General features: G+C 38.9%; 15 protein-coding genes. 10 read left to right on the top strand and 5 right to left on the bottom strand.

From position 1 onward, the window contains the following. Positions 1–7 precede the first annotated feature (7 nt). The 4 genes from CYP26_RS07920 to CYP26_RS07905 all read right to left on the bottom strand — a co-directional run bounded on the left by CYP26_RS07920 (position 8) and on the right by CYP26_RS07905 (position 3,251). Positions 8–1,798 (bottom strand): TonB-dependent receptor domain-containing protein, encoded by a 1,791-nt coding sequence (locus CYP26_RS07920; RefSeq protein WP_258031456.1) that lies wholly within the window; start codon positions 1,796–1,798, stop codon positions 8–10. 317 nt (positions 1,799–2,115) lie between these two features. Beyond that, complete coding sequence (locus tag CYP26_RS07915) at positions 2,116–2,583, bottom strand: molybdate transport repressor (RefSeq protein WP_103631007.1); 468 nt, start codon at positions 2,581–2,583, stop codon at positions 2,116–2,118. Between the two features lie 10 nt (positions 2,584–2,593). Next, positions 2,594–3,028: a molybdopterin synthase catalytic subunit gene (locus tag CYP26_RS07910; protein ID WP_103599562.1), complete on the bottom strand. Its 435-nt coding sequence runs from the start codon at positions 3,026–3,028 to the stop codon at positions 2,594–2,596. 1 nt (position 3,029) lies between these two features. Beyond that, the gene (locus CYP26_RS07905) at positions 3,030–3,251 is read right to left on the bottom strand and encodes a MoaD/ThiS family protein (RefSeq protein WP_002941462.1); all 222 of its coding nucleotides are present in this window, start codon (positions 3,249–3,251) and stop codon (positions 3,030–3,032) included. A gap of 84 nt (positions 3,252–3,335) precedes the next feature. Here CYP26_RS07905 and nspC point away from each other — a divergent pair, with 84 nt between their 5' ends. Beyond that, positions 3,336–4,475 (top strand): carboxynorspermidine decarboxylase, encoded by a 1,140-nt coding sequence (nspC, locus tag CYP26_RS07900; protein WP_103608528.1) that lies wholly within the window; start codon positions 3,336–3,338, stop codon positions 4,473–4,475. Positions 4,476–4,774: 299 nt separating this feature from the next. Here the strand turns inward: nspC and CYP26_RS07895 are convergent, their stop codons facing one another. Continuing rightward, positions 4,775–5,371, bottom strand: a complete 597-nt coding sequence (locus CYP26_RS07895; protein WP_103608527.1) for a DJ-1/PfpI family protein — start codon at positions 5,369–5,371, stop codon at positions 4,775–4,777. 234 nt (positions 5,372–5,605) lie between these two features. Here CYP26_RS07895 and CYP26_RS07890 point away from each other — a divergent pair, with 234 nt between their 5' ends. The 9 genes from CYP26_RS07890 to CYP26_RS07850 all read left to right on the top strand — a co-directional run bounded on the left by CYP26_RS07890 (position 5,606) and on the right by CYP26_RS07850 (position 16,318). Then, positions 5,606–6,553 carry a formate dehydrogenase subunit gamma gene (locus tag CYP26_RS07890; protein WP_021092159.1) on the top strand — a complete coding sequence of 316 codons (948 nt, stop codon included), beginning with the start codon at positions 5,606–5,608 and terminating at the stop codon, positions 6,551–6,553. A 146-nt stretch (positions 6,554–6,699) separates the two neighbouring features. Next, positions 6,700–7,302 (top strand): sulfurtransferase-like selenium metabolism protein YedF, encoded by a 603-nt coding sequence (gene yedF, locus CYP26_RS07885; RefSeq protein WP_103570650.1) that lies wholly within the window; start codon positions 6,700–6,702, stop codon positions 7,300–7,302. After that, the gene (gene selD / locus CYP26_RS07880; RefSeq protein ID WP_180999498.1) at positions 7,299–8,321 is read left to right on the top strand and encodes a selenide, water dikinase SelD; all 1,023 of its coding nucleotides are present in this window, start codon (positions 7,299–7,301) and stop codon (positions 8,319–8,321) included. The genes yedF and selD overlap by 4 nt, the downstream gene beginning before the upstream one ends. A gap of 107 nt (positions 8,322–8,428) precedes the next feature. Continuing rightward, positions 8,429–9,058, top strand: a complete 630-nt coding sequence (locus tag CYP26_RS07875) for an NAD(P)H-dependent oxidoreductase (protein ID WP_103631006.1) — start codon at positions 8,429–8,431, stop codon at positions 9,056–9,058. Between the two features lie 119 nt (positions 9,059–9,177). Next, positions 9,178–13,230 (top strand): diguanylate cyclase domain-containing protein, encoded by a 4,053-nt coding sequence (locus CYP26_RS07870; protein ID WP_258031455.1) that lies wholly within the window; start codon positions 9,178–9,180, stop codon positions 13,228–13,230. After that, a complete protein-coding gene (locus CYP26_RS07865; protein WP_103631004.1) occupies positions 13,223–14,083 on the top strand; it encodes an ATP phosphoribosyltransferase regulatory subunit in 861 nt (286 codons plus the stop codon). The genes CYP26_RS07870 and CYP26_RS07865 overlap by 8 nt, the downstream gene beginning before the upstream one ends. A 2-nt stretch (positions 14,084–14,085) precedes the next feature. Next, on the top strand, positions 14,086–15,336 hold the full coding sequence (locus CYP26_RS07860) for an adenylosuccinate synthase (RefSeq protein ID WP_103631003.1): 1,251 nt from the start codon (positions 14,086–14,088) through the stop codon (positions 15,334–15,336). Beyond that, a complete protein-coding gene (locus CYP26_RS07855; RefSeq protein ID WP_021086090.1) occupies positions 15,333–15,755 on the top strand; it encodes a flagellar export protein FliJ in 423 nt (140 codons plus the stop codon). The genes CYP26_RS07860 and CYP26_RS07855 overlap by 4 nt, the downstream gene beginning before the upstream one ends. After that, the gene (locus CYP26_RS07850) at positions 15,755–16,318 is read left to right on the top strand and encodes a MotE family protein (protein ID WP_002941458.1); all 564 of its coding nucleotides are present in this window, start codon (positions 15,755–15,757) and stop codon (positions 16,316–16,318) included. The genes CYP26_RS07855 and CYP26_RS07850 overlap by 1 nt, the downstream gene beginning before the upstream one ends. Positions 16,319–16,510 lie beyond the last annotated feature (192 nt).

The following is a 16,510-nucleotide window of genomic DNA, read 5'->3' as shown; positions in this document are numbered from 1 at the left end:
TTCTCCTTTAAAAACTGCTGTGAAAGCTAATGAAAAATGTCCTGCCAGGGGCATGAACGACTACTGGATCAAGTGCTGCTACGTGATCACCGCTGATAAATTCTGCATAATCTTTATCAAATAAATTTGCTACGCCAAATCTTATGCCGACTTTGTTTTTAAACTCTACGCCACCATAAAGATCAAGCAAGCCAAAACCTTTTGCTGCTTCTTTTTTATCGATACCTAGACCATTTTGCTTGCTAAAATCACCTCTAGTTTGCTTTGAAACTAGCCTTAGTGCAGTGCCTAGGTTGTAGCTACCAAAGCTTGCATAGTCTTTGTAGTCAAATGCAAAATTTGCCTCAAAAGGCCTTATTTGATAAAGTGGCCTTCCATCGGTTTTGTTTTGCCCGTAGTTGTAGTAAAGTGAGCTTTTTAAGCCAAAGTGCCTTGCAAAGCTATATTCTGAGTTTAAATTTACACTATAAAGCGTTGCATCAACATTTCTTGAGATGACAGCATTTTTATTTAGTGGCATGGCGGCTTTTGAGTGGCGTCTATCAAAAATGATTAAATTTTTTACGCTATCAGCGATGAAATGCCCACTAAAGCTAAATGCATCTTTGTTTTGCAAGGAATTTAGGTATTCTTTATAAAACTGGCTACCAAATTTAAAGCCAAGAACTGCTCTATTGTGCCTTTCTGGCTCTAAATTTGGATTTGCTATCCAGCCATTATCGCCCGCACCATAAAGTGCGTTAAAACGCTCCATATTACTTGGCAGGCGAGATAAACTCTCAAGTTTTGCGAAATAGCTATCCTTATCGTTTAGTGTAAATTTATATTTCAAACTTGCGCTAAAAGCGTCTTTTTTGATCTTATCACTTACGTCTTCACCATAAATTTGACGAAGCAGTCCGCGAGTGGTGCTAATGGTTGGATTTGGTGCGAAATATTTAGTATCAAGCCCATTAAGCTTACTTCTTTGCTCTTCATATTTTAAGGCAAGAGAAGCTTCGTTTGCTTCATTAAATTTATAAGCAAGTGTATCAAAGAGCATAAATTTATCATTTCTAACATCAGCAAATCTGTATCCGTTAAATACCCAGTTGCTGCCTTGCTTTATGTATCTTTTGCCATCATGTTTATCTTTTTCAAAGCCAGCACCTATTTGATTATGAAAGCTTGCGAAATCAACATCATATTTTAAATTTGTCTCAAGCACATCTCTTTTTATCTCAACTTTTACATTTGGACTAGCATCCCTTAGATGAAAATTATCAGCTTTTCGCTCAATCTTTTTTAGGATAAATTCAAAATTTAGCGTATTTGAAAGGTCTTCTTCGCCCAGCCTGATATTTAGCTTGCCAACTTTTCTGGTTGTTTTAAAGGCGTCCATTGCATGTTCTGGCTGCTTGTCTTTATCGATATTATCTCTTAAAAACGTAAGTCTAAGCTCACTAAGCTCATTTGGCACGAAACCTAAAATAGCGCTTTGGCCCTGCCTGTTGTAGCCATAGTCCCATCTTTTGCCACTGCCATCTTTGTAGCTATTTGCTTTGGTGAAATTTGCGTTTAAAATGGTATAAAAATTTGTGCCACGATATTTAAAAAGTGATGAGTTGTAAAAGCTTTTGCCATACATTCCAGCTGAGATATGAAACATATCCGTTGAGCTATCAAGTAAATTTGTCACAAATGGATATTCGCTTCTTTGAGTGCGGTCAAATTGATTTTCCACAAAGGCACTTTGTGCAACATTTGGCGTTATAATTGGCGGTGGCGCAAATTCTTTAACAGGCTTTATAGTGTCCAAATTTGCTTCATTTGCTAAAAGCAGTGACGAAAAACTATTAGGCTTAAAACTTGCCTCATAAAAAACTCCTTTTAAAATACAATTATGATTTTTCTTATCGAAATTGTAAATAAAAATCTCTTATAAGATATTGATATAAATCATCATATATTTTTATAAAAAAATTATTGAATACAGAATTAATCAGCAGGTAAAAATAACATAATAAGGCAAAAATAATGTAAAATTTTGCTATATATTTTGATAATTATTATATAAAAATTTAAATTATAAATAATTAAGCAAAGGGTAAAAAATAATTAAAAATTTTTATCTAACTAAGCCCTATCTTTAAATTTAGCGAGCCTATCTCGAAGCTCTTTTGAAAGTGTAAATTGAGAAAGCTCATATCTGTCAAAAATGACGATCATATCATCGCCAAGTGCCTGAACTAAGCCAAAACACGCATCTCTATCTAGGCGATTTTTTCTAAATTTAACACTTAGCGCATCGACTTTTTTCTTATCGCCAAAACTTTTAATGGCGATCTCGTCGATATCTTTGAATAAAAATTTGATATTTTTTGAGCCTTTTGTGATGACAAATCCATCATCATCTATCTCAAAAAAGTTATTTTGCAAGATCTTCCTAACGCAAAAAAAGGTCGAAACGGCGCCAACGATGATGCCAAAAAGAGAGGGTGTGCCAAGATCAATATAAAGGTAGCCAACGATACTAAAGACAAAGAGCCCAAGCCCAAAGGCTAGCGCCCAAAAAACATCTTTTTTACTCTCTTTGGTTATCATTTTTGCCCTTTTATGCCAAAAGTCCGGCGCCATTTATTGCTTGGCTGCGCTCTTTGGCGTAAATTCTCTCGCCATTTATCACGTCATATTTCCAGATCGGCGCATTTGCCTTAAAGTCCTCGACAAACTCGTTTATAAGCCTTAGCGCGACCTTTCTTTGAGGGCTTACTACACCTGCTACATAAGAGCTTGTATGCACGGGCACATCGCCTTTTGAGTGAGCAAAGAGCACGTAGGCATTTTCTTTTTTGGCTCGCTCCTGCCAAGCATCTAGCCATTTTTTAAGGATCGGCTCATAGATATCAAAGCTAAGCGCCGAAATTCCGCCCTCTTCTCTTACTATGCCTACAAAAGTGATGAGCGCGCCGCAGTTTTTATCCTTAAACCTATCATACCACTCGTTTGTGATGCTTTGAACGTCCAAGCTTCCATTATAAATTTGCATTTTAGCCTCCACAAACTGGTGGCAAGATAGAAATTTTATCGCCTGATTTAAGAGCGAAATTTATATCGCTCACGATCTCGTCATTTACAGCCACAGCGCAGATATTTAGCCACTTTTTAAGCTCCTCTTTCTCGCTTAAAGCCGCTTTTACCTCGCCTAAATTTTTTGCTTCTACTTTTATACTCTCAAGCCCGATAGGCCCAAGAAATTCGATCTCTACCACATTTTATCCTTTGAAATTTTTGCTGATTTTACTTAAAAATAAATTTAGATATACTTATTTGAAAATTTACAAAAGAGAAAGCAAATGAACGAAATTTTAAAAAGCATAAAAACCCCAGCCTACGTCTGCGAAGAGGCAAAAGTACGTAAAAATTTAGAGCTCTTAAAGTATGTAAAAGAGCAAAGCGGAGCTAAAATTTTAGTGGCTCTTAAAGGCTTTGCATTTAGCGGCGTGATGGATATGGTAGGCTCATATCTTGATGGAGCGACTTGCAGTGGGCTTCACGAGGCTAAATTTGCGAGCGAGTACGTAAAAGGCGAGATCCACACGTATAGCCCAGCCTTTAAAGATGAGGATTTTGATGAAATTTTAAAAATTTCAAAACACATCACATTTAACTCTTTTGCGCAGTGGCAAAAATTTAAAGGCATTGCCCTACAAAACGACATCATCTGCGGCCTAAGGGTCAATCCAGAGGTCTCACTTGCGCCAACTGATAGCTACAACCCATGCGGTAAATTTAGCAGGCTTGGCATCACGAGAGCAAATTTTAAGCCAGAGCTTCTTGATGGCATCACTGGGCTTCATTTTCACGCGCTTTGTGAGGAGAGCACTAGCAGCTTGCAGGTCGTGCTGGAGGCGTTTGAGGAGAAATTTGGCGAGTTTATACCAAAGATGAAGTGGATAAATATGGGCGGCGGTCACCACATCACGAGAGCCGACTACGACGTGGAGCTGCTTATAAGGATCATTAGGCGCTTTCGCGAGAAATACGGCGTGGAGGTCTATCTGGAGCCAGGCGAAGCGGTGGGCTGGCAGACTGGCTTTTTGATAAGCAGCGTGCTTGACATCGTGCACAACGAAAAAGATATCGCCATCCTTGACACCTCAGCTGAGGCGCACATGCCAGATACTGTGCTCATGCCTTACCGCCCAGCCGTTAGAGGCGAGAGCAAAAATGGTAATTTTGCTTATAGATTTGGCGGCAATACCTGCCTAGCTGGCGATATAGTGGGGCTTGAAGCGGGCGATGCGGAGTATAAATTTGATAGTGAGCTAAAAATCGGCGACCGCGTCATATTTGAAGATCAAATTCACTACACCATCGTGAAAAATACGACATTTAACGGCATAAAACTGCCTGATCTTCTTCTTTTAAAAGAAAATGGCGAGATAAAGATGATCCGTGAATTTGGATACGAAGAGTATAGGCGCAGAAACTAGGCTGAGTTTTTGAAGGTAAATTTGGCTTTTTAAATTTAGGTCAAATTTATCTGGCTTGTAAATTTTGCCAAAATGGCTTTAAACTGCTTAAATTTAAAAATTTATCTTGAAGCTATTTTCGTTTTCAAAAATTAAACTTAATTAAATTTGGCAAATTTATAGCTAGGCTCCAAAATGATTTAAATTTATTATCTACAAATTTTATCTTGACACTTTTTGCTAAAGATATTTTGACTTACTATCCTTATTAAATTTAGCAAATTTCTGACTTTATCAAAAGGTCACAAGCCACCTTAAATTTAATACCCATAAATTTTGGCAAATTTATCTATCTTTGAGCTTTTTTGCCAGTTGTATTCGGTCTCGTTTGCGATCTTTTGGGCTAGCTCCTTGCCAAAATGATCACTGATAAAGCCAAGCGCCATATCCATACCAGCAGCCACGCCTGAAGCTGTGTAAAATTTATCTGCCCTCACCCATCTGGCACGCTCTTGCCATTTTACCGCCTCGCCGCAACTTTTTACCCACTCGAGCGACCTTTTATTTGAAGTAGCCTTTAAGCCGTCAAGCTCTCCAGTGCGAGCGATGAGCACTGAGCCAGTGCATACGCTTAGGCAAAATTGTGAAGCCAAAACGCACTCTTTAAGTCTTGAGATAAACTCACTATCATCTACAAGTATCCTCGTGCCCTGACCTCCAGGGAGTAGCAAAACACTCTCTTTTGGCGTCTTGCTAAGCTTTTTTGTTTTTATTTTAAAGCCTTGTTTGCTTCTTTTCATCCCGCCATCAAACGAAACGTAGCTTATCTTCACTTCAGGCACCCTTGCCAAAAACTCCAACGGACCCATGAGATCAAGCGTCTCGTACTCATCAAATATAAGGCAAAAAAGATGCATAGTGCGGTCCTTTTTCGGCTAAAATTTGGCTTTATTTTAGCTAAATTTTCAGATAAAAAACGATAAAAATTAACAAAACTTAAATGTTTTTTATAAAATTTTTAGTAATCTTTTTTGCTAAGGTTTGCTTGTGATTAGCTCTGATATAATAGCCGCAAAACGGCATAGCTGTGTGATTTTAGCATATTTAACCAAAGCTTAAATCATTTAAGCTTTAGCAAATAAAGGAATAAAATGACGAGAATTCTTACTCTACTTTTTACATTGTCCGTTGCGGCAATGGCCATTGAAGGACCAACTGGCGTCAATCAATTTGACAGCACCATTTGGGCAGCACAGAGGATAGAAAATATCAAGCCTTATGAGCATGGCTGGGGCCCGATATTTACTTTTATACAAGGCAACGACTACTTCGCGATAGCTGCACTTTCTATCATTTTAGCTGTTATCGGCGCGTTCGTGCTACACTTCTTGATCATCGGACCAAAACACTTTAGTCACGATGGCAAAAAAGTATTTGCGTTTTCACTGATCGAACGTATAGCTCACGGCTTAGCTGCGATCTCTTGGATCATCTTAGTGCCAACTGGCATCATCATCATGTGGGGTGCAGAGCTTGGTGGTGGCACATTTGTGCGTTTCTGTAGATACTTGCACGATATAGCGACTATTATATTTGCTATTTCTGTGCTTCCTATGTTATTTGCTTGGACTATCAGAATGCTTCCAGCTGTTTATGACATCAGATGGATGATGATAGTTGGTGGTTATCTATCAAAGAAGAAAAAACCAGTTCCTGCTGGTAAATTTAACGCTGGTCAAAAGGCATGGTACTGGATCGCTATCCCTGGTGGTATCGTGATGATCATCACTGGTGCGATCATGTATTTCATGGATATTAAAGAGCCAGCGGTTGCTAGTTGGTTTGGTATCTCTCAAATCGATCTTTTAAGATATAGCGTAGTTATCCACAACTGCCTTGGCATCGTCTGTGCGGTATTTTTCCTAGTTCATATCTATATGGCTGCGATCGCTATACATGGCGCTATCTGGTCAATGGTCACTGGATACAAAGAAGAAGAAGAGGTTTATGTACTTCACCACTACTGGTATCAAGAGCTTGTTAAAGAAAACAAGATCCCAGTATCTGACTACGAGAAATCTTACACAAATTTAAAATAATCAACCTTGACCTTGCGACTTACGCAGGGTCAAACTCTCTTTTATAGCAAATTTCACAGCACAAATCCTTTTAAAAAATTAATATTTTTTAGCTATAATCCAAAATCAGTTTCAAGGTTTGAAATACTAATCACAAAGGAAAAACAATGACAAGAACAATTGATTGCAGAAATTTAGAGTGCCCAAAACCAGTCATCATGACTAAAAACGCGCTTGAGGGCCTAAACGAGGGCGAAAGCCTAGAGATCATCGTAAATGCCCTAGCTCCAAAAGAAAATATCTCAAGATTTTTAAAAAATCAAAATATAGAATTTAGCCTAGAAAGCAACGGCAATGAGACTAAAATTTTAGCCATCAAGGGCAAAAGCGCACTTGAGCTTACAAATTTTGACGAATTTGTCTGCGATATAACACCAAAAAATGAAAAAGTGCTCTATCTAAACGAAGAGCGCGCAGGTAGCGGAGAAGTTGGCATAAATTTGCTATCAAAATTCCTAGGCGCGCTTCTTCAAGTAGAGAAAAAACCAAAGATAATCATATGCGTAAATAACGCTGTTAAGATGACAACAAACCGCGCACATCCAAGCTTTAAGCCGCTTAAAGATCTTGAAGCTGCTGGCGTTCAAATTTTAAGCTGCGGAAGCTGCTTGGAGGCTTATAAACTAGTGAGCGATCTTGCAGTTGGCGAAATTTCAAACGCTTATGAGATCATCGACATACTCTCAACTCACGAGCAAATCAAACTATGATCTATCACGACAAAAAGCTTACGCAGTTCGTTAAAGCCGCTGGTTGAGCTGCTAAGCTTGACCCGTCGGGTCTTCACAAAACGATTAGTAGTTTAAATTTATCTCATCCAAACCTGCTCTCAAGCATCGGCTCAAACGAAGATGCGAGCGTTTTTAAGCTTTCAGACGATCTTGCACTCGTTCAGACGCTTGACTTTATCACGCCAGTAGTCAATGACCCATTTATCTACGGTCAGATCGCTGCTGCAAATAGCCTAAGTGACGTCTTTGCAATGGGTGGCGAGGTGATAAACGCCCTAAATATCGTGGGCTTTGATAGCTGCAACCTTGCACCTGAAATTTTAGGCGAAATTTTACAAGGTGGAGCCGATAAAGTAAGAGAGTGTGGCGGCGTCATCGTTGGCGGACATACGATAGAGACGCAGCAGATGTATTATGGGCTAAGCGCGACTGGCAAGGTGAGCCCACAAAATTTCTGGGCGAACAACACAGCAGAAGTTGGTAACGTTTTGATCCTTACAAAGCCTCTTGGCAGCGGCATCTTAAGCACAGCGATCAAGGCCGATCTACTAAGCATGGAGCAGATAAATGAGGTCGCAGGCATCATGGCTCAGCTAAATTTCTATGCTCTAAAAGCACTAAGTGGCATCAAGGTTTATGCCGCTACCGATGTGACTGGATTTGGATTTTTAGGGCATTTAAGCGAGATGTTAAACGACAAGATCAGCTTTAACGTCTTTGAAAAAGATGTGCCAGTGATCGCAAGTGCGAAAGAGTTTGCCGATATGGGCATCATCCCAGAGGGAAGCTACAAAAACCGCGAATTTGCAAAGCACTTTGTGAGCAAAGAGGCTGATATCTTGCTATATGACGCGCAAACTTCTGGCGGTCTTTTGCTAGCTGTTAGTGAGAACGATGCGAGCCTAGCTCTAAAGCGCCTAAGAGAGGCTGGCTATGAGCGCTCAGCCATCATCGCAGAGGCGATACAAAAAGGCGAGTTTGATATATTTTTAAACTAACTCTAGGCTAAATTTAGCCTATTTCAAGGCCAGCTAAAGTCTGGCTAAATTTCTTTTAATTTACCTAGTCGCTTTATAATGTCAAGAAATTTAACAAAGGAGATATGATGAACTATCTTGAAATTTTAAAATTTCGTCACGCTTGCAAAATTTTTGACGAGAGCAAAAAGATCGGAGCTGGCGAATTTGACTTTATCTTGGAGGCTGGCAGGCTAAGCCCAAGCTCAACTGGGCTTGAGCAGTGGGACTTTTTGGTCGTGCAAAACAAAGAGCTTAGAGAGAAGATAAAAGCTGTTTCGTGGAACCAAGTGCAAATCACCTCTTGCTCGCATTTGGTTGTCATTTTAGCAAAGATCAAAGAGATAAAATTTGGCAGCAACTACGTTGATAAAATGATCGCTAGAAGGGCTGATAAAGACCCTGAAGCTATCGCTGCAAGGCAGAAATTTTATCACGACTTTTTGCTATCAAATTTCAAAAATGACGATGAGCTAACCTTTCAGTGGTCACACGAGCAGTGCATGATAGCTGCGACAAATATGATGAACGCAGCTGCAAGCCTTGGGATCGACAGCTGCCCGATCGAAGGCTTTGATAGACACGCTTTAAATGAAATTTTAGGTCTTGATGAGAGCGAGAAAAGAGTGGCTATCGTAGTGCCATTTGGCTACCGCCTAAACCCACAGCCTGAAAAATACCGCAGACAAAGATCTGAAGTAGTTACTTGGATCTACTAACTCACGGGGCAAAACGCCCTGTGTCTATTTAAATTTAAACAAAAAGGCATTTTATAAGCTAAAAAAAGTAAATTTGCGTTAAAATCATGGCTAGTTTTAAAAAGCGAGGCTTAAATTTAATGCAAAAAAATAGTGTTAAGTCGATTTTGCAGATTTTTAAGAGGTTCTATGTAAAGATAGCACTACTTCTTTTTGCCTTCATCTTTCTTGCACTCTTTGTCATATTTGCTGGCATAAACGACATAAAATATGAAATTTCAACGCTAAATTTAATCACTAAAAACAATATCACCAACGCATTTTCAGATGTAAAAGATAACATCTCCACAAAGGCAAGACTCATTGCAAACGGCATAGAGCCGTTTTATGAAAATACTATTATAAGTAAATTCTACGCCGCTTTTTACGTGATAGCAAAAGATAACTCTTTGCTTTACGAGCGTAAATTTGACAGCGCTTTTGACCTACACGACTACGATATCGCATGGTTTTCAGATATCAAAGAGGGCGAGTTTAGGCTTTCTGATAGATTTTATAAAAATAGACGATTTAAAGATATCTACATAGCTTATGGGCTAAAAAATGGCAATAAAATTCTTGTTCAACTAAGTCAAAATTTTTTAAAAAACAGAGTTGATACAAGTTATAACAAAAATTTTGGCGCATACGTCTTTTTGGTTGATAAAGACGGCAACCTCTCAAGAGATGAGTTTTATAAAAAATTTATAAAAGAGGACTTTAATAAATACATCTCACAAGGTGGCGAGTTTAAAAGTGACAAGATCATTTTTATGCTAAAGGATATGAATTTTTACAAAATCAGCTACCTAGAGGAGCAAAAACTATTTGTCATAACAGGCTCTAGCAGGCAGCTTCAGATCTTTATCCAGCTAGTTCTAGTCGTGCTTTCGTTCTTCTGCTTTGTAGCATTTAGCATACTTTGGCTACGCGACAACTCATATATGAAAGACAAAATTCTCTCTGCATTTACCAGGATCACTCTTTTTGCGACAGATAAAAGCAAGCCAACTGATGAGGACTTTGACGTAAAAGAATTTATCTTACTAAATAACAGCATCAAAAAACTATACGAAGATAGAGATAAAGCTTACGAGACGGCACAAAGCTACGAGAGTAGATTTGGCTATGTCTTTGAAAAGAGCTTTTTAAAGATCGTGGTCTTTGACGCTTATACTGGCGTCATCACGGACATTAGCAACGCTCTTTTAGAAAAACTAGGCTACAAAAAAGATGACGTAGCGGATCTAAATATAAAAGAACTTCTTGAAGATGAGTCTAAGAATTTAGCAGAAGATAGAAAAAATGCTATCAACAATAATCTATCATACGAGGCTAAGCTAAGGCGTAAAAATGGTGAAATAATCGATGTTTTAGTAACCCAAAGTAGCTTTGAGCTAGAAAACACAAGGCTAAATTTCATACTTATAAAGGATATCACTCAAGAAAAGATGACGCAAAAAAATGACGATATCATCAAAAGCTACGTCATTTTATCGCCAAATGTTATCGCTATCGCTTCAGCTAATGAGCCATTTTTGATCATACAAAGCACAAACAATGTCGAGAGAATTTTTAATGTCCAAAGCCAAAGTCTCATAAATTTAGAAGATATCATCGCAAGCGAGGACTTTGATAGCTTTAAAGCTGCCGTGTTAGCAAGCAAAAAAGCCTTTTTGCAAGCAAGCTTTAAAAATGAAGAGCTAAATTTCATAGCAAATATGACAAACGCTTATGGCAAGAAAATTCCATTTAAGATAAAGGCTAAATTTATCGATGCAGACGAGCAAAAGATCATCTACTCATTTACCGATCTTAGCGATATGCTAAAGCTTCAAGAGAGATTTGAAAAACAAAGCAAAGAGAGCAAGGCGCTGCTTTGGGCGAGTGAAGCAAATGTCTTTACTTGGGATAAAAGAAGCGACATGCTCAACATCTCAGACGAGCTAAGTAAAATTCTTGGCACGCAAAGCACTCTAAATTTCGAGCAGGCAAAGTCGGTCTTTGTCGATGAGTTTGATAGTTTTTATAGCTTTTTTGAGAGTATAAGAGACGCTCAAACTTACATTAAAGATATCAAACTTTATAGCATAGATAAAGAAATTCTACACTTTAGGCTAAGAGCAAAAGCACTTGAATACGATGAATTTGGCGAAGTAAGCTTGATAAAAGGCACACTAAAAGACCTTAGCCTAGAAGATAGCTTCTTTGTCTGTCAAGACCTACTTGCAAAAATTTTCTCATTTAGCAAAGAAGAGGTCATCTTGCTTGATGAGGAGCTAAAGGTCATTGATGCAAATGATACATTTTTTGAAAGTGCTGGCTCAAAAGATAGTGTATATCTAAAAGATATCACCTTTATAAAGCAAGGCTTAAGCGATATAAAACACCAGATCATAGATACTATAAACAGCGGTGGCTCATGGAGTGGCAAGGTTTGGAGTGAAAATAATAAAAATAAGAGCAAGCTTGAAGTCATAGAAATTTTACCACTCATCGATGCGAGCGAGAAAAGAACTGGTTACATCATGCTCGCAATGCTTGCAAATAACGAAGCTCAAAATGAGAAATATCTAGAATTTATCGCATATCACGATCCGCTCACAAAGCTACCAAATAGATTTTTACTCTACAACAAGCTAAATTCTCTCATACAAAAAAATGAACAAAAAATAGCTGTTATCTACCTTGATATAGATGATTTTAAGGGTATAAACGACAACTTTGGTCACCAAATAGGCGATAAATTTTTAGTAGCTATCTCTGAAAAAATAGGCGCTATGTTTAATGGCAAAAATATCTTTGCAAGGATAGGCGGAGATGAGTTTGTAGGCGTTATAAACTACGAAAATTTAGGTGAAGTCTATGAGATAGCGCAAAATATGCTAAGGCTAGCTTCAGATGAAGTAAAGATAGACGAGCTAAAACTAAAAGCAAGCGCTAGCGTAGGCATAGCCTTGGCTGATAGTGAGCTTGGGGCTGATGATGTGCTACAAAGAGCCGACTGGGCGATGTATCAAGCTAAGATAAGCGGCAAAAACAGAAGCTATACATTTGATGCGAAAAAAGATGTCTATTTTAAGAGCCAATACGAAGATGGCTCAAAAATTTTAAAAGCGCTTGATGCTGGCGAGATGTTTTTAGAATTTCAGCCAGAGATCAGCTTTAGCACGGGCGAGACTTTAAGTTTTGAAGCGCTTATTAGATGGAGAAAAGATGGCGAGATCATCTACCCAAGCGACTTTTTACCACTTATAAGGACAAGTAGCGCATCGAGCAATATTGCTTTATTTACGATAAAAGAGGCGCTTTTAGCTAGAAAAATGTGGCTAGAAAATGGCATAAACGCAAAGGTTCGCGTAAATTTAAGCGTTAAAAAGCTCTTTACGCAGGAGTTTTGGCATAAATTTAAAGCGATCTTTGATGAGGATAAAAGCCTTGATCCAACTGGACTTATCATCGACGTTATCGACGCTGCAACAGCTACAAATTTAGAAGTTTTAGAAATTTATGTTAGAAAGTATAAAGAGCTTGGCATACACTTCTCGCTTGATGACTTTGCCTCATACTCAAGCTCGATCGAAGCTCTTGGCATGCTAAAGACAAACCGCTTTAATATAGATAATAAATTTTGCAAGCATATCTTTAACTCAAAAGAGGCACTTGAGAGCATAAATATGATAAGGTTTGTGGCTGATAAATTTGGACTAAATGCGACTATAAAAAATATCGATGACAAAAGAACGCTTGAGTTTTTACTTGGTCTTGGTTTTGATAAATTTCAAGGTAACATTTTCTCATTGGCGCTTTTGGCAAAAGATGCTGCTTCGTTTAAATTTGAGAGACCATATCTGCACATAAAAGACTATAAAAATAGCGAGAATTTCGAGCTTTTCAAAGGCTTAGTCGTGCTAAAAGAGCTTGCAAATGAAGTGATAGCAAATTTAAATCAAGACGACAAACTAACACAAAGCCTAAAGCAAAAGATAGAAGATGAGATAAAAAATATAGGCAAATTTAATCAAGAAATTTCTATAAATTTAAGCAAACTAGCAAGTAGTAGTGACAGCGGCGAACTCTATAATCTAGCCGTGTCCATCATCAAAGAGTGCGATATAAATTTAGGTTTTAGTAAGGAGATAAGAGTTGAGTGATGTAAATGTTTATGAGCACGAGATCCCAAACGGAAGCAAACTTTACTTTGCAAAAAGTGCAAAGCTAAAGAGAAAAATCGAGCAAAAAGCGAGTGAAATTTTAGAAGATGAAGGTTTTAGCGAGATCGTAACGCCGTTTTTTTCGTATCATCAACATCTAAGCGTAGATGCGACAAACCTTCTGCGCTTTAGCGACAGTCTAAACCACGAGATAAGCCTAAGGGCTGATAGCACGGTTGATACCGTTAGGATCGTGCTTAGAAGACTTAAAGCAAATGAGCCAAAGAGGTGGTTTTACATCCAGCCAGTCTTTCGCTACCCAAGCCAAGAAATTTATCAAATAGGCGCTGAGCTTATCGGCGAAAACGACATTTTAAAGAGCATAAACATAGTAGCAAAGCTTTTTAGCGAGCTTGAGATCGGCGCTTGTTTGCAGCTTAGCAACATGCAAATCCCAAGGATAATTTGCGAAATTTTAAACTTAGAGATAGAAATTTTTGAAAACTCATGGCTAGAAAAGATCTTAGCCCAAAATGTGCCATGGCTTAGCAAACTAGCCCTTTTAAAGGACACTAGCGAGCTTGATGAGATAGTAAATTTAGTCCCTGATAAGCTAAAAGAGGCGCTAAAAAATTTACAAAGTGTAGCCAAATCACTAGAATATAAAAATTTAAGAATAGTTCCGCTATATTACTCAAAAATGAGATATTATGATAGTTTATTTTTTAGATTTTTAAAAGACAACGCCATCTTAGCAAGTGGTGGAAACTATGAAATAGACGATATTTCAAGCAGCGGTTTCGCTGTTTATACTGATGCATTGATAGAAGAAAAAATTAATTTAAGGAAGTAAGAATGAGAAAGGCTGATTTAGTAGTTGGTGTTCAATGGGGTGATGAGGGCAAAGGCAAGATAGTTGATATGCTAGGACTAAACTATGACATGATTTGTCGCTCTCAAGGTGGCCACAATGCTGGTCATACGATCTGGGTCGATGGCGTAAGATACGCACTTCACCTTGTCCCAAGCGGAATTTTGCACAAAAATATCGTAAATATCATCGGCAACGGCGTCGTTGTCTCTCCAGAGGTGCTCATCACTGAGATGGCGCAATTTGACAACTTAGAGGGCAGACTTTATATAAGCGACAAAGCACACTTAAATTTAAGCTACCACAGCCAAGTCGATCAAGCAAAAGAGCGCTTAAAAGGTGAAAAAGCGATCGGAACGACTGGAAAAGGCATCGGACCAACATACGCAGACAAGATAAGCAGAAGCGGCCACAGAGTTGGCGAGCTACTTGAGCCAGAGCGTTTGTGCGATGCTTTGATGCATGATTTTGAAACAAACAAACCCGTATTTGACGCTCTTGGCGTAAAGATACCTGAAGAAAATGAGCTACTTGAAGAGCTAAAAAGATATAAAGAGGTGCTTGCTCCATTTATCGCAAACACTACAAATTTAGTTTGGAAAGCGCTTGATGAAGATAAAAAAGTCCTACTTGAAGGCGCTCAGGGCACACTTTTAGACATAGATCACGGCACATATCCTTATGTAACTAGCTCAAATACCATAAGCGCTGGCGCTTGCACAGGCCTTGGACTAAATCCAAAAGAGATAGGCAAGGTAATAGGCGTCATCAAGGCATATACAACTCGCGTAGGACACGGACCTTTCCCAACTGAAGACAAAGGCACGAACGGCGATAAGATGTGCGAGATCGGTAAAGAATTTGGCACAACAACAGGTCGTCGCAGACGTTGTGGCTGGTTTGACGCAGTAAGCGTAAAATACGCTTCAAGGCTTGATGGCGTCGATACTTATGCGCTTATGAAACTTGACGTGCTTGATGGCTTTGAAGTGGTAAAAATTTGCAAAGCGTATCAATATAACGGCGAGACGATAGACTACGTGCCAACAGATCTTGAAAATGCAACGCCTATTTATGAAGAGCTTGCAGGCTGGGACAGCGTAAAAGGCATCAGCAGATATGAAGACTTGCCAGCAAACGCAAGAGCATATATCGAGCGTATCGAGGAGCTAACTGGCGTGAAGGTTGGCTATATCTCAACAAGCCCTGAAAGAAGCGATACGATCATTAGATGAAAAGTAAATTTACCTCCGTCGTCCGCGTCAAAAAGCAGGAGATGGATAAGGTAGAGGCTAAGCTCGTCGTTGCTAGGCTAAATGTAAGAAATGCTGAAGAAAAAATAGCACTCTTAAGGGCCAAGCTCAACGAATTTAGCCTGCCAAAAAGTGGCAACATAGGCGAGCTAAGAGAGAATTTAGAGCTCATAAATATAGCAAGAGCCGAACTAAGTGCCTGCAAAGAGAGCTTAGAGATAGCAAAAAAAGAGGTCTTGCACTACGAGCACAAATATAAAAATGCAAATTTAGAGTATGAAAAGATGAAATATCTAGAAAAAGAAGAATTTAAAAAAGAGATAAAACGCATACAAAAGGCTGAAGCGCTTGCTCTTGATGAGTTTGCGGTTATGAAATTTGCAGCCAAAAGCGAGGCGTGATGAGAGCTGTTTTACTCTTTTTTATGGTCATAAATTTTGCATTTTGCTTTGAAGTGCCGGTTGATTGCACTCAGATCTTTGAAGCTAGAAAAGAGGAAATTTCAAAGGAGCTTGAGGTCATCGACGAGCAGCGCCAAGCCCTAGAGGTCTTTCGAGCAAGCTCGGCTGCGGCTTATGAAGAAAACAACAAAAAGCTCGCCAAAAAAGAGGCTGATCTAAATGCGACGATGAAAGTGATCGAGCAAAAACGCAAAGAGATCGACGAAGTTGTAGCTAAAAATGAGAAAATTTTAAAAGAGCTTCGCACGATGACTACCGATAAAGTCAATGAATCCTATGCCAAAATGAAAGATGGTGCAGCAGCCGAAGTGCTCTCACAAATGCCAAGATCAAATGCAGCCACCATACTTTATGCCCTTGATGCCAAAAAGATCTCAACCATAATGGCAAAAATGGATCCAAAGGTTGCTTCTGAAGTGACAGCCCTACTTCAAAAAGGCCCCCCATTTATCGATGAAAAAGGCGATATGCCAGCTCCAGCTGGAAGCATAAATATGCAGTAAATTTAACTTACTGCTGCTCTATAAAAGCCAAATTTAACTACTCGTTCGCACATCTCCCATATTTTGCGCCTGCCCTTGTTGGCTTTAGCGTGCAAAAAGATGAGTTTTGGTTTAAAGAGCTTAGCGGCGTTAGTCTAAGCGCGGATGTAGTGATAAATACCAAAAACGAGAGCCGTAAATTTAGTGGTGACC

The organism is Campylobacter concisus (assembly GCF_002913225.1).
In the GTDB taxonomy this organism is placed as follows: domain Bacteria; phylum Campylobacterota; class Campylobacteria; order Campylobacterales; family Campylobacteraceae; genus Campylobacter_A; species Campylobacter_A concisus_J.
This window is presented reverse-complemented; position numbering and strand designations above follow the sequence as displayed.

What these genes read in the sequence shown, in the direction of transcription:
- CYP26_RS07915 (WP_103631007.1), bottom strand. Translation starts at nt 2,583, where the DNA reads ATGATAACCAAAGAGAGTAAAAAAGATGTTTTTTGGGCGCTAGCCTTT.
- CYP26_RS07910 (WP_103599562.1), bottom strand. Translation starts at nt 3,028, where the DNA reads ATGCAAATTTATAATGGAAGCTTGGACGTTCAAAGCATCACAAACGAG.
- nspC (WP_103608528.1), top strand. Translation starts at nt 3,336, where the DNA reads ATGAACGAAATTTTAAAAAGCATAAAAACCCCAGCCTACGTCTGCGAA.
- CYP26_RS07895 (WP_103608527.1), bottom strand. Translation starts at nt 5,371, where the DNA reads ATGCATCTTTTTTGCCTTATATTTGATGAGTACGAGACGCTTGATCTC.
- CYP26_RS07890 (WP_021092159.1), top strand. Translation starts at nt 5,606, where the DNA reads ATGACGAGAATTCTTACTCTACTTTTTACATTGTCCGTTGCGGCAATG.
- yedF (WP_103570650.1), top strand. Translation starts at nt 6,700, where the DNA reads ATGACAAGAACAATTGATTGCAGAAATTTAGAGTGCCCAAAACCAGTC.
- CYP26_RS07875 (WP_103631006.1), top strand. Translation starts at nt 8,429, where the DNA reads ATGAACTATCTTGAAATTTTAAAATTTCGTCACGCTTGCAAAATTTTT.
- CYP26_RS07870 (WP_258031455.1), top strand. Translation starts at nt 9,178, where the DNA reads ATGCAAAAAAATAGTGTTAAGTCGATTTTGCAGATTTTTAAGAGGTTC.
- CYP26_RS07860 (WP_103631003.1), top strand. Translation starts at nt 14,086, where the DNA reads ATGAGAAAGGCTGATTTAGTAGTTGGTGTTCAATGGGGTGATGAGGGC.
- CYP26_RS07855 (WP_021086090.1), top strand. Translation starts at nt 15,333, where the DNA reads ATGAAAAGTAAATTTACCTCCGTCGTCCGCGTCAAAAAGCAGGAGATG.
- CYP26_RS07850 (WP_002941458.1), top strand. Translation starts at nt 15,755, where the DNA reads ATGAGAGCTGTTTTACTCTTTTTTATGGTCATAAATTTTGCATTTTGC.